Here is a 12309-nt window from a genome sequence, read left to right on the forward strand (position 1 = left end):
CTATACAGCGCCGCGCGCCTTTGCCGGCGCGGCGATTGAAATGCTGTGTGGTCTTTGTTCGGCCTCGGTCGTAAGGATCATGCAGGAGCGCTCGATCGCGAGCGACCACGCAACCAGTCGGACAGGACGCCCCTCGGCACTACATGGGCAGACACGAAACTTTCTTTCCCGAAATCCTCGATGTCGCAGCGCTCCGGGCAAAATGCGACTTCATCGCCTCGGCCCATGCCGAGCAGCGCGAGCCGATGCGCCAGGCGCTGCTGGCCGCCTTCAAGCAGGCAAACGTCGCCGGCCGGGCCAAGGCGCGCGAACTGTTTTATGCCGACGGAGCCGGCATTCTGTGCGCCGAGCGCATTTCCTGGCTGCAGGATCAGCTGATCACCGTACTGCATGATTTCGTGCTGAACGAGATCTTCGACGCTGCCAATGCGCCGCCGGCCTCGCGCATCGCGGTGGCTGCGGTCGGCGGTTATGGCCGCGGCACGCTGGCGCCGGGCTCGGACATCGACCTTCTGTTCCTGCTGCCGGTCAAGAAGGCCGTGTGGGCGGAACCGGCGATCGAGTTCATGCTCTATATCCTCTGGGATCTGGGCTTCAAGGTCGGCCACGCCACCCGCACCATTGACGAATGCATCCGCCTGTCGCGCGCCGACATGACCATTCGCACGGCCATTCTCGAGACGCGTTACATCTGCGGCTCCGAGACGCTGAGCGCCGAGCTCGAAACGCGCTTCGATCATGAAATCGTGCGCAACACAGGCCCGGATTTCATCGCCGCCAAGCTTGCCGAGCGTGACGAGCGCCACCGTAAGGCGGGTGATACGCGCTATCTCGTCGAGCCGAACGTCAAGGAAGGCAAGGGCGGTCTTCGCGACCTGCACACGCTGTTCTGGATCGCCAAATATTTCTACCGCCTCAAGGACACCGCCGACCTCGTGAAGGTCGGGGTATTGTCGCGGCAGGAGTACCAGCTTTTCCAGAAGGCCGAGGATTTCCTCTGGGCTGTGCGCTGCCACATGCACTTCCTCACCGGCAAGGCGGAAGAGCGGCTCTCCTTCGACATCCAACGGGAGATCGCCGAAGCGCTGGGCTACCACGACCATCCGGGCCTTTCCGCCGTCGAGCGCTTCATGAAGCACTTCTTCCTGGTGGCGAAGGACGTCGGCGACCTGACCCGCATCTTCTGCGCCGCACTCGAAGACCAGCAGGCCAAGGATGCCCCCGGCATCTCCGGCATCATCGGCCGCTTCACCCATCGTAGCCGCAAGATCGCCGGCACGCTGGATTTCGTCGACGACGGCGGTCGCATTGCACTCGCAAGCCCTGACGTCTTCAAGCGCGATCCGGTCAACCTGCTGCGCTTCTTCCACATCGCCGACATCAACGGCCTCGAGTTCCATCCGGCGGCCCTGCGCCAGGTGACGCGGTCGCTGAGTTTGATCAAGCCGGCCCTTCGGGAAAACGAGGAGGCGAACCGCCTCTTCCTGTCGATCCTCACTTCGCGCCGCAAGCCGGAACTGATCCTCAGGCGCATGAACGAAGCGGGCGTGCTCGGCCGCTTCATTCCGGATTTCGGCAAGATCGTCTCGATGATGCAGTTCAACATGTATCATCACTATACGGTCGACGAGCACCTGCTGCGCACCGTCGACGTGCTCTCGCGCATCGAAGGCGGCATCGAGGAGGAGGCGCATCCGCTGGTCGCCAAGCTGATGCCGGGGATCGAGGAGCGCGAGGCGCTCTACGTCGCCGTGCTGCTGCACGACATCGCCAAGGGCAGGCCCGAGAATCACTCGACCGCCGGCGCAAAGGTGGCGCGCAAGCTCTGCCCGCGTTTCGGGCTGTCGCCAAAGCAGACCGAACTCGTGGCCTGGCTGATCGAGGAGCATCTGTTGATGTCGATGGTCGCCCAGACGCGCGACCTCAACGACCGCAAGACGATCGTCGACTTCGCCGAGCGGGTGCAGTCGCTCGACCGGCTGAAGATGCTGCTGGTCCTGACGGTCTGCGATATCCGCGCCGTCGGTCCCGGCGTCTGGAACGGCTGGAAGGGGCAGCTGTTGCGCACGCTCTATTACGAGACCGAACTGTTGCTGTCGGGCGGCTTCTCGGAACTGTCGCGCAAGGAGCGCGCCGCGCATGCCGCGATCATGCTTGGCGAGGCGTTGACGGACTGGACGGAGAAGGAACGCGACGATTATGTGCGCCTGCATTATCAGCCCTATCTGCTGACGGTGGCGCTCGAAGATCAGGTGCGCCATGCACGCTTCATCCGTGAAGCGGACGCCGCCGACAAGGCGCTGGCGACGATGGTGCGCACCCACCAGTTCCATGCGATCACCGAAATCACCGTGCTCTCGCCCGACCATCCGCGTCTCCTGACCGTGATCGCCGGCGCCTGCGCTGCCGCCGGCGCCAACATCGTCGATGCCCAGATCTTCACGACCTCGGACGGCCGGGCGCTGGATACGATCCTGGTGAACCGTGAGTTCGCCGTCGACGGCGACGAGATGCGGCGAGCGGGCAGCATCGGCAAGCTGATCGAGGACGTGCTTGCCGGCCGCAAACGCCTGCCGGAAGTGATTGCCAGCAGGACGAAGGTGAAAAAACGCACCAAGGCGTTTACCGTGACGCCCGAGGTGACGATCAGCAACACATTGTCGAACAAGTTTACGGTGATCGAGGTCGAGGGCCTCGACCGTCCCGGCCTCTTGTCCGAGATCACTGCGGTGCTTTCCGATCTCTCGCTCGATATCGCCTCGGCGCACATCACCACCTTCGGTGAGAAGGTGATCGACACCTTTTACGTCACCGACCTCGTCGGTCAGAAGGTGACGAGCGAGAACCGTCAGATGAACATTGCCGCCCGCCTCAAGGCCGTCATGGCCGGAGAGGGTGACGAAGCCCGCGACCGCATGCCCTCCGGCATCATCGCGCCGCCACCGGGTGTCTCCTCCGCTCAAAGAACGACAAAAGCCGAAACATGAGTCTGGTCAAGAAATTTGCAACCGTCGGCGGCGCGACGCTTGGAAGCCGCCTGTTCGGCTTTATCCGCGAAACCTTCATGGCCGCTGCCCTCGGCACCGGCCCGGTCGCCGATGCCTTCAACACGGCCTTCCGCTTGCCGAACACCTTCCGCCGGCTGTTTGCCGAAGGGGCCTTCAACTCCGCTTTCGTGCCGCTCTTTGCCAAGGAGATCGAGGCGAACGGCATGGAGGGCGCGCGGCGCTTTTCCGAGGAAGTCTTCGGCGTCCTCTTCACCGTGCTTCTGTTCCTGACGATCGCGATGGAACTGACGATGCCCTTCATCGTCAGCAACCTGATCGCCCCCGGTTTTGCCGACGATCCGGAAAAGCTCGGCAACACCATCGTGTTTGCAGGCATCATGTTCCCCTATCTCGCCTGCATGTCGCTGGCGGCGATGATGGGCGGCATGCTGAACTCGCTGCATCGCTTCTTTGCGGCAGCGATTGCGCCGGTGTTCCTCAATGTCATCCTGATCGGGGTGCTGGCCTACGCCTGGTATGAGGGCCAAGATCCCGTGGCCGTCGGCTATGCGCTGTCCTGGGGGGTCATGGCGGCCGGTCTGGTGCAGCTTGCGATCGTCTGGATCGCCGTGCGCGACGCCGGTATCAAGATCGGCCTCCGCCGGCCGAAGATGACGGCCAGCGTCAGGCGCCTGCTGGTGCTCGCCCTGCCGGCGGCAATCACCGGCGGCATCACCCAGATCAACCTCCTGATCAATACCAATATCGCTTCGGCGAGCGAAGGCGCGGTCTCGTCGCTGGTCTATGCGGACCGCATCTACCAGCTTCCGCTCGGCGTCGTCGGCATCGCGGTGGCAACCGTGCTCCTGCCGGAACTTGCCCGGGCGCTGCGTTCCGGCAATGTCAACGAAGCGTCGAACCTGCAGAACCGCTCGGTCGAGTTCACGCTGTTCCTGACGCTGCCGGCGGCAGCAGCACTTCTGGTCATGTCCGAGCCGATCGTTCGGCTGCTCTTCGAGCGCGGCAAGTTCTCGCCGGAATCGACCGTCATCGTCGGTCACATCCTGGCGATTTACGGTCTCGGCCTGCCGGCTTTCGTCTTGATCAAGGCCTTCATTCCCGGTTTCTTCGCGCGCGAGGATACGCGCACGCCGATGATCTTCGCTGCCATCTCCGTCGTTGTGAACGTCTCGCTGGCGCTCACTCTGTTTCCGCGGCTCGGCGCAAGCGGCATCGCCACGGCCGAGATCGTTGCCGGCTGGGTCAACGCTGTCCTGCTTTTCGCAACACTTGTCTGGCGCGGCCATTGGGGCAGGGACATCCCGTTGCTGACCCGCATTCCGCGCCTCGCCATCGCGGCGGCCGGTATGGCCGCGGCGCTGTATTTCGCGATCGACTGGTTCGCCTTCGAGCTCTCTTCCGCCGCGCCGCTCGTGACGCGGGCAGTAACCCTGCTCGGTCTGGTCTCGGTGGCGATGGTGATCTACTTCGCGCTCGCCTTCGGTCTCGGCGGCGCCAGCCTCGGCATGATCCGCCGCAGCATCAAGCGCAAGGCCAAAGGACCGGCAGAACCCGCTGCAGCACCGGAGGCGAGCGACTGATGCGCCAGACGATCGCACGCATTGCCCTGGTCGTGCCGGACTACGATGCCGGCATCGCCTTCTATTGCGGCAAGCTCGGCTTCGACCTCGTGGAAGACACGAGGCTCGACGACAGCAAGCGCTGGGTCGTCGTCCGTCCCAGGGGCGCGGTCGAGACTTCGCTGCTGCTTGCCAAGGCCGACGGCGAACGGCAGGAGGCGGCAATCGGCAACCAGACCGGCGGCCGCGTCGGCTTCTTCCTCTTTACCGACGATTTCGCTCGCGACCATGCGGCGATGCTGGCCGAAGGCGTCGCCTTTCTGGAAGCGCCGCGCCACGAGCCCTATGGCACGGTGGCGGTCTTCAGCGATCCGTTCGGCAACCATTGGGATCTGCTGCAACCGGCGGAATAGACGAGGCTGCGGCGACCTCTTGATTGCCTACCGCCACCCGTGCATAAGCCATGCCGTTAGCTACATGGGCGACAAAGCCCTGGGGCCCTCCACCAGCCTATTGAGGACGACATGAACGAATTCAAGCCGCTCGTATTCTCCGGCGTACAGCCGACGGGCAATCTCCATCTCGGCAATTATCTCGGTGCGATCCGCAAGTTCGTGGCGCTGCAGGAAAACAACGACTGCATCTACTGCGTCGTCGACCTGCACTCGATCACGGCTCAGCTCGTGCACGAGGACCTGAAGGGGCAGATCCGCTCGATCGCCGCCGCCTTCATCGCTTCGGGCATCGATCCGAAGAAACATATCGTCTTCAATCAGTCGGCCGTGCCGCAGCATGCCGAACTCGCCTGGATCTTCAATTGCGTCGCCCGCATCGGCTGGATGAGCCGCATGACGCAGTTCAAGGACAAGGCCGGCAAGGACCGCGAGAACGCCTCGCTCGGTCTGCTCGCCTATCCGAGCCTGATGGCGGCCGACATCCTCGTCTATCGCGCCACCCACGTTCCCGTCGGTGACGACCAGAAGCAGCACCTGGAGCTGACGCGCGACATTGCCCAGAAGTTCAATATCGACTTCATGGAGCATATCCGCAGCGCCGGCTACGGTGTCGATATGGTTGTCGGCGAAGAGCCGATCCACGCCTATTTCCCGCCGGTCGAGCCGCTGATCGGTGGCGCGACGCCGCGCGTCATGTCGCTGCGTGATGGCACGAAGAAGATGTCGAAATCCGACCCGTCCGACCTTTCGCGCGTCAACCTGATGGACGACGCCGAGACGATCTCGAAGAAGATCCGCAAGGCCAAGACCGATCCGGATGCGCTACCAAGCGAGGTCGAAGGGCTCAAGGGTCGTCCGGAAGCGGAAAACCTCGTCGGCATCTATGCGGCGCTGTCGGACAAGACCAAGGAGCAGGTGCTCGCCGAGTTTGGCGGGCAGCAGTTCTCGGTCTTCAAGCCGGCTCTGGTCGACCTCGCGGTCGAGGTCCTGTCGCCGATCACCGCCGAAATGCGCCGCCTGATGGGCGACAACGCTCACATTGACGCCATTCTCCGCGATGGCGGCGAGCGGGCGCGGGCGCGGGCGGAAAAGACGATGAGCGAAGTGCGCGAGATCATCGGTTTTCTGCAGTAGTTGACTGAATCCGGGTCCTCGGGGACCCGGATTCACTTCGGTTCAGGAGTCGGAGCGGACCAAGAGCGGAAGGCTACGGGCACTTTTCCGTGTCCCGCTCCGAAACGCGAAAATCAGACCTTGCGGCGGCCAACCCGGGATGTATTGTTCACCCTATGGTCTCGACCCGACTCTCTCGACTTGAAGGTCACCGCCGCAAATTCATGGCGGTGATAGACGATACCCCGGAATGCGGGCGCGCCGTGCACTATGCGGGCATGCGCGCCAAGAACTCCAATGGCGGTCTCGTCCTGCTCTATGTGATCGCCGATGGCGACTTCCAGCAATGGCTGGGGGTCGAGGAAATCATGCGTGCGGAAGCGCGCGAGGAAGCCGAAGCGACGCTCGCGAAGGTGGCCCAGTCGGTCCGCGAACGGATCGGTATCGAACCCGAGATCGTCATCCGCGAGGGAACTGCCACGGAGCAGATCCATGCGGCGATCGAGGAGGACCGCGACATCGCCATTCTGGTGCTCGCCGCCGGATCGGCAAAAGAGGGCCCAGGCCCCCTGGTGTCGTCGATCGCCGGCAAGGCTGCCGCCTTCCCGATCCCCGTCACGGTTATCCCCGATGCCCTGACGGACGAGGAGATCGACGCGCTCAGCTGACCGGCGTCGCTTTTCATGGACCAAGCGGGATGCGGACGGAAAACCGCTCACACTTTTCCTCATCCCGCTTTATGTACTCTTGCGACCAGAGGGCCATGCCCCTATATTCTTTTGAATAATTCTAAAGAGCTGGGCGACTGTCGCTCCCGGCGAAACGGAGACAGACATGTTCATTCAGACCGAAGCCACGCCGAACCCGGCAACGCTGAAGTTTTTGCCGGGCAAGGTTGTTATGGAAAACGGCACCGCCGAATTCCGCGACGAGGAAGAAGCCCGCGCCGGCTCGCCGCTGGCGGCACGGCTGTTTTCGATCCCGGGCGTCACCGGTGTCTATTTCGGCTACGATTTCATCACCGTCAGCAAGGAAAGCCAGGAGTGGCAGCACCTCAAGCCGGCGATCCTCGGTTCGATCATGGAGCATTTCATGTCGGGCCAGGCGATCATGGCTGGCAGCGGCCGCGCCGAGCAGTCGGATCAGGAAGACGAGTTCTTCGACGAAGGTGACGAGACGATCGTTGCCACGATCAAGGAGCTTCTGGAAACCCGCGTGCGCCCGGCCGTTGCGCAGGACGGTGGCGACATCACCTTCCGAGGCTTCAAGGACGGCACCGTTTTCCTCAACATGAAGGGTGCCTGCTCTGGTTGCCCGTCGTCCACCGCGACGCTGAAGCATGGCGTGCAGAACCTGCTGCGCCATTTCGTTCCCGAGGTGCAAGCCGTCGAGGCCGTCTGACACCGGACGCCGTCCGGCGTCTCGCGAACCAGGGCGGGATGAAGAAAAATGTGCGCGGTTTTCCGCCCGCATCCTGACCTGACCGAGTAGTATCGATTTTGCCGCAAAGCCTGGTCGGCCTTGCGGCTTGTGGCGTCTGAAAGATCCAGCGTTGAAATGATTGTACTTGCGATCGACACGTCCGGCTCCGGCTGCTCCGTTGCCGTCTACGACGGCGAAGCGGCTGTTGTGCTCGGGCGCTCGGGCGCCGATCTCGGCAAAGGTCATGCCGAGCGGCTGATGGAATTCGTTGACGAGGCGCTGGCCGCGGCTGGCCGATCGCTTGCCGATATCGACCGCATCGCGGTCACCGTCGGTCCGGGCTCGTTCACCGGCATTCGTGTCGGAGTGGCGGCCGCTCGTGGCCTGGCGCTGGCGCTCGGCAAGTCTGCGGTCGGCGTCTCGACGCTCGCGGTCCTGGCTGAAGGCATACGTGCTGCAGCGCCCGGCAGGGACATCCTCGTGGCCATCGATGCCAAGCGGGACGAAGTCTATGTCCAGGCTTTCGGCGCGACCGGTGATGCCATAAGTGAGCCCGAAGCGCTCTCTGTCGAGGTGGCGCGCGAACGCTTCTCCGGCTTTGATGGCGTCATCGGCGGCTCCGGCGCGGCTCTCGTTGCCCCGAATGCCCCTGCCAAACCCTCCGAACTCATCGATGTTGCCTTTGTCGCCGCGCTCGGCGCCGCTGCTGATCCAGCCTCGGCCAAGCCGCGACCGCTATATCTCCGAGGCCCCGACGCCAAGCCGCAGGCGGGCTTCGCGATTGCCCGAGCGTAGACCGAGATGAGCTTCACCGATTACTTCACCCGCCGTACCGAGTTCGACATTTTTCCGCTGGAGGAAGCCGACCTTCTCGCGGCGGCAGCGCTGCACCGCCAGCGTTTTGCAAGCCCCTGGACCGACGGCGAAATTCACGCGCTGCTGGTGCAGGACACTGTATTCGGTTTTGTCGCCCGCCAGACGAACGGCTCGTTCCGTCCGGCCTTTGGCGGTTTCGTCCTGTCGCGCGCCGTCGCCGGCGAGGCCGAAATCCTGACGATCGGCGTCGAGCCGCGTTATGCGCGCTCCGGTCTCGGTTGGCGGCTGATGCAGGCGGCGATGCGCGAGGCCCTGGTCAAGGGTTCCGAAGCGCTGTTCCTCGAAGTGGACGAGACCAATCAAGCGGCGATCGGGCTTTACCGTAAGCTCGGCTTCAACAAGGTCGGCGAACGCCGCGCCTATTACCAGGACAAGGCCGGCCAGCGGACTGCCGCGCTTGTCATGCGGCTTGATCTTCGCTAGTCCCAAGCGCGGATTAGCGTGGGATGAGGAAAAGTGTATGCGGTTTTCCGCCCGCATCCCGCTCTAACTTTTCAAGGATGCGCGCGGGAACTCTTTCCGGATGATCAATTGGCTACGGATTGCGATCTTCGCAGCGCTTCTGGCGCTGGTTTCGCTTGTTCTGATGCCGATCCAGATCGTCTGCCTCTGGCTCAACCTGAGCCTTCGTCGCCGGCTGCCGCGATACTGGCATCGGCTCGCCTGCTACCTTCTCGGCATTAAGGTGCGGGTTCACGGCGAGGTCGAGCGGCGGCGGCCGCTGCTCATCTGCGCCAATCACGCCTCCTGGAAGGACATTCTGGTACTGTCCTCGGTCACCGACGTCGTCTTCGTCGCAAAGTCCGAAGTGAAAAGCTGGCCGGTCTTCGGCCACCTCGCACGATTGCAGGCGTCGATCTTCGTCGAGCGCGAGCAGAAGCGCTCGACCGGCAAGCAGGTGAGCGAAATCGGTCAGCGCATGGCGTCGGGCGAAATCGTCGTGCTCTTTCCGGAGGGAACGACCTCGGATGGCAACCGCCTGTTGGAGATCAAGACCTCGCTCTTCGGCGCTGCTGCTTCCGCCGTGCCGCATTCGCCGACCGGGCTCGTGCATGTCCAGCCGGTCGCCATCTCCTATACGGGCATCCACGGCATGCCGATGGGTCGCTTCAATCGGCCGATTGCCGCATGGCCGGGCGACACCGAACTGGTGCCGCATCTGCTCGGCATCCTGCGCGAAGGGGCGATCGAGGTTGACGTCGATTTCGGTGAAGCCATCGACTACGATCGGCACACCAATCGCAAGGAAGTGAGCCGCAAAGTCGAACAGCGCATCCGTAGCATGCTGTCGGACCGGTTGCGCGGACGGACCTGACGCCTGCCGGCAAAGGCAGCCGTGCCGAAAATACTTCAACTTCGGGCCGCTTTGCACTAAGTAAGCCGCCATGACCCAGGATACAGCCCTTCTGTCGACAACGCCCGTAACGGGCGACGAGCGCGCGCCGGCCCGCAAGGTCTTTGTCAAGACCTATGGCTGCCAGATGAACGTCTATGATTCCGACCGCATGTCGGATGCCTTGTCGCGCGACGGCTATGTCTCGACGGACGTGCTGGAGGATGCCGACTTCGTGCTCCTCAACACCTGTCACATTCGCGAGAAGGCGGCGGAGAAGGTCTATTCGGAGCTTGGCCGCCTGCGTGACCTGAAGAAGGCGAAGGCCAAGGAAGGCCGCGAGATGGTGATCGGCGTTGCCGGCTGCGTCGCACAGGCCGAAGGCGACGAGATCCTCAGGCGCGCGCCGGCGGTCGATCTGGTGATCGGCCCGACGACCTATCACCGCCTGCCGGAAGCACTGAAACGTGCCCGCAGCGGCGAGCGCGTCGTCCAGACGGACTATGCCGTCGAGGACAAGTTCGAACACCTGCCGGCGCCCGACAGGGCGAAGACCCGCGCCCGCGGCGTCACCGCCTTCCTGACGGTGCAGGAGGGTTGCGACAAGTTCTGCACCTTCTGTGTCGTGCCCTATACGCGCGGCTCGGAAGTTTCCCGCCCGGTTGCGCAGATCGTCTTTGAAGCGGAAAAGCTGGTCGATGGCGGCGTCCGTGAAATCACCCTGCTCGGCCAGAACGTCAACGCCTGGCATGGCGTCGGACCCGATGGCCGCGAATGGGGGCTTGGCGACCTGCTCACGCGTCTCGGCGAGATCGAGGGGCTTGCGCGGCTCCGCTACACGACGAGCCACCCGCGCGACATGGACGACAGCCTGATCGAAGCGCATCGCTCGATGGGCAAGCTGATGCCTTACCTGCACCTCCCCGTGCAGTCCGGCTCCGACCGCATCCTGAAGGCGATGAACCGGAGGCACACCGCGGCCGAATATCTGGCGCTGATCGAGCGTATCCGCGCGGTCCAGCCGGACCTCGCACTGTCGGGCGATTTCATCGTCGGCTTCCCGGGCGAGACCGACGAGGACTTCGAAGACACCATGCGCCTGGTCGAGGCCGTGGGTTATGCACAGGCATTTTCATTCAAATATTCGACACGCCCCGGCACGCCCGGCGCCGAGCTCGGCGACCAGGTTCCCGAGGACGTAAAGGCCAAGCGCTTGGAAAAATTGCAGGCTTTGCTGTTTTCGCAGCAGCGCGCCTTCGCCGAATCCTGCGTCGGCCGCGAAATCGACCTGCTTTTGGAGAAGGCAGGACGCATGCCGGGCCAGCTCGTCGGGCGTTCCCCTTGGCTGCAGCCCGTGAATGTTGATGCAAAAGCATCGCAAATCGGTGACATTATCAAGGTGCGAATCATCAAGGCCGGGCCGAACAGCCTGTTTGCGGAGATGATCGGGTAAGGACCGAACACAAGGAGCCTGAACCGCTTGAACGGACACGAACTGATCTCTTCATCATCGCGCCAGTCGAAAACAACTGCGACAGACGCCAATCACTTCGTGCTCACGTTCGAGAACAACCGGTTCGCCAGCGAACTCTTCGGGCAGTTCGACCAGAATCTGAAGCTCCTCGAAGAGCGGCTCCGGATCGAAGCGCACCCGCGCGGTAATTCCGTTGCGATCTCAGGTGATGTCGTCGCCACCAATCAGGCGCGGCGCGCTCTCGATTTTCTCTATGGACGGTTGCAGAGCGGCGGATCGATCGATACGTCGGATGTGGAAGGCGCGATCCGGATGGCGGTCGCTGCCGACGATCAGCTACAATTACCGACCATGGAGAAAAAAGCCAAATTGACGATGGCGCAGATTTCGACGCGCAAGAAGACGATCGTCGCCCGCACGCCGACGCAGGATGCCTATATCCGCGCGCTCGAGCGTTCCGAGCTCGTCTTCGGTGTCGGTCCGGCTGGTACCGGCAAGACCTATCTCGCGGTTGCCCATGCAGCACAGCTGCTGGAGCGCGGCGCCGTCGACCGTATCGTGCTTTCGCGTCCTGCCGTCGAGGCAGGCGAGCGCCTGGGCTTCCTGCCCGGCGACATGAAGGAGAAGGTCGACCCCTATCTCCGGCCCCTCTACGACGCGCTCTATGACATGATGCCGGGTGACAAGGTCGAACGGGCGATTACCGCCGGCGTCATCGAAATCGCGCCGCTCGCCTTCATGCGCGGCCGTACCCTCGCCAATGCCGCCGTCATCCTCGACGAGGCGCAGAACACGACATCGATGCAGATGAAGATGTTCCTGACCCGTCTCGGCGAAAACGGCCGCATGATCGTCACCGGCGATCCGAGCCAGGTCGACCTGCCGCGCGGCGTCAAGTCCGGCCTGGTCGAGGCCCTGCAGATCCTGAGGGGCGTCGAGGGTGTTTCGGTGGTGCGCTTCAAGGACGTCGACGTCGTCCGTCATCCGATGGTGGCGCGTATCGTCAGGGCTTACGAGTCCCACACGGCCGTTCACGACGAAAGCGAGCAGAGCGACCGCTGATCGGCGG

The 12309-nt window shown here is 63.3% G+C and carries 11 protein-coding genes; all 11 read left to right on the plus strand.

All coding sequences use genetic code 11. The features are described 5' to 3' along the window. Positions 1-143 precede the first annotated feature (143 nt). A complete protein-coding gene (locus ACN9MO_RS00175) occupies positions 144-2987 on the plus strand; it encodes a [protein-PII] uridylyltransferase (protein WP_058329097.1) in 2844 nt (947 codons plus the stop codon). Further along, positions 2984-4588 carry a murein biosynthesis integral membrane protein MurJ gene (gene murJ, locus ACN9MO_RS00180; RefSeq protein WP_113132040.1) on the plus strand — a complete coding sequence of 535 codons (1605 nt, stop codon included), beginning with the start codon at positions 2984-2986 and terminating at the stop codon, positions 4586-4588. The genes ACN9MO_RS00175 and murJ overlap by 4 nt, the downstream gene beginning before the upstream one ends. Continuing rightward, complete coding sequence (locus tag ACN9MO_RS00185; RefSeq protein ID WP_113132041.1) at positions 4588-4980, plus strand: VOC family protein; 393 nt, start codon at positions 4588-4590, stop codon at positions 4978-4980. The genes murJ and ACN9MO_RS00185 overlap by 1 nt, the downstream gene beginning before the upstream one ends. Before the next feature lie 111 nt (positions 4981-5091). Then, the gene (gene trpS, locus ACN9MO_RS00190) at positions 5092-6156 is read left to right on the plus strand and encodes a tryptophan--tRNA ligase (RefSeq protein ID WP_113132042.1); all 1065 of its coding nucleotides are present in this window, start codon (positions 5092-5094) and stop codon (positions 6154-6156) included. Positions 6157-6311: 155 nt separating this feature from the next. Next, the gene (locus ACN9MO_RS00195) at positions 6312-6803 is read left to right on the plus strand and encodes a universal stress protein (protein ID WP_057248011.1); all 492 of its coding nucleotides are present in this window, start codon (positions 6312-6314) and stop codon (positions 6801-6803) included. Positions 6804-6969: 166 nt separating this feature from the next. Then, entirely contained in the window at positions 6970-7536 is a 567-nt protein-coding gene (locus ACN9MO_RS00200; RefSeq protein ID WP_057248012.1) for a NifU family protein, read from the plus strand. A 156-nt stretch (positions 7537-7692) separates the two neighbouring features. Further along, the gene (gene tsaB / locus ACN9MO_RS00205; protein WP_058323655.1) at positions 7693-8352 is read left to right on the plus strand and encodes a tRNA (adenosine(37)-N6)-threonylcarbamoyltransferase complex dimerization subunit type 1 TsaB; all 660 of its coding nucleotides are present in this window, start codon (positions 7693-7695) and stop codon (positions 8350-8352) included. A gap of 6 nt (positions 8353-8358) precedes the next feature. Continuing rightward, positions 8359-8856 (plus strand): GNAT family N-acetyltransferase, encoded by a 498-nt coding sequence (locus tag ACN9MO_RS00210; protein WP_058323654.1) that lies wholly within the window; start codon positions 8359-8361, stop codon positions 8854-8856. A 100-nt stretch (positions 8857-8956) separates the two neighbouring features. After that, positions 8957-9748 carry a lysophospholipid acyltransferase family protein gene (locus tag ACN9MO_RS00215; protein WP_113132043.1) on the plus strand — a complete coding sequence of 264 codons (792 nt, stop codon included), beginning with the start codon at positions 8957-8959 and terminating at the stop codon, positions 9746-9748. Positions 9749-9818: 70 nt separating this feature from the next. Further along, positions 9819-11219: a tRNA (N6-isopentenyl adenosine(37)-C2)-methylthiotransferase MiaB gene (gene miaB, locus ACN9MO_RS00220; RefSeq protein ID WP_113132044.1), complete on the plus strand. Its 1401-nt coding sequence runs from the start codon at positions 9819-9821 to the stop codon at positions 11217-11219. Positions 11220-11246: 27 nt separating this feature from the next. Further along, entirely contained in the window at positions 11247-12302 is a 1056-nt protein-coding gene (locus ACN9MO_RS00225; protein ID WP_057248017.1) for a PhoH family protein, read from the plus strand. Positions 12303-12309 lie beyond the last annotated feature (7 nt).

It is taken from the genome of Ensifer sp. R-19 (assembly GCF_049905105.1).
Lineage (GTDB): Bacteria > Pseudomonadota > Alphaproteobacteria > Rhizobiales > Rhizobiaceae > Ensifer.

Bases quoted from the DNA above. Each gene is read 5' to 3' on its own strand.
- ACN9MO_RS00175 (WP_058329097.1), top strand. From the start codon at position 144: ATGGGCAGACACGAAACTTTCTTTCCCGAAATCCTCGATGTCGCAGCG.
- murJ (WP_113132040.1), top strand. From the start codon at position 2,984: ATGAGTCTGGTCAAGAAATTTGCAACCGTCGGCGGCGCGACGCTTGGA.
- ACN9MO_RS00185 (WP_113132041.1), top strand. From the start codon at position 4,588: ATGCGCCAGACGATCGCACGCATTGCCCTGGTCGTGCCGGACTACGAT.
- trpS (WP_113132042.1), top strand. From the start codon at position 5,092: ATGAACGAATTCAAGCCGCTCGTATTCTCCGGCGTACAGCCGACGGGC.
- ACN9MO_RS00195 (WP_057248011.1), top strand. From the start codon at position 6,312: ATGGTCTCGACCCGACTCTCTCGACTTGAAGGTCACCGCCGCAAATTC.
- ACN9MO_RS00200 (WP_057248012.1), top strand. From the start codon at position 6,970: ATGTTCATTCAGACCGAAGCCACGCCGAACCCGGCAACGCTGAAGTTT.
- tsaB (WP_058323655.1), top strand. From the start codon at position 7,693: ATGATTGTACTTGCGATCGACACGTCCGGCTCCGGCTGCTCCGTTGCC.
- ACN9MO_RS00210 (WP_058323654.1), top strand. From the start codon at position 8,359: ATGAGCTTCACCGATTACTTCACCCGCCGTACCGAGTTCGACATTTTT.
- ACN9MO_RS00215 (WP_113132043.1), top strand. From the start codon at position 8,957: ATGATCAATTGGCTACGGATTGCGATCTTCGCAGCGCTTCTGGCGCTG.
- miaB (WP_113132044.1), top strand. From the start codon at position 9,819: ATGACCCAGGATACAGCCCTTCTGTCGACAACGCCCGTAACGGGCGAC.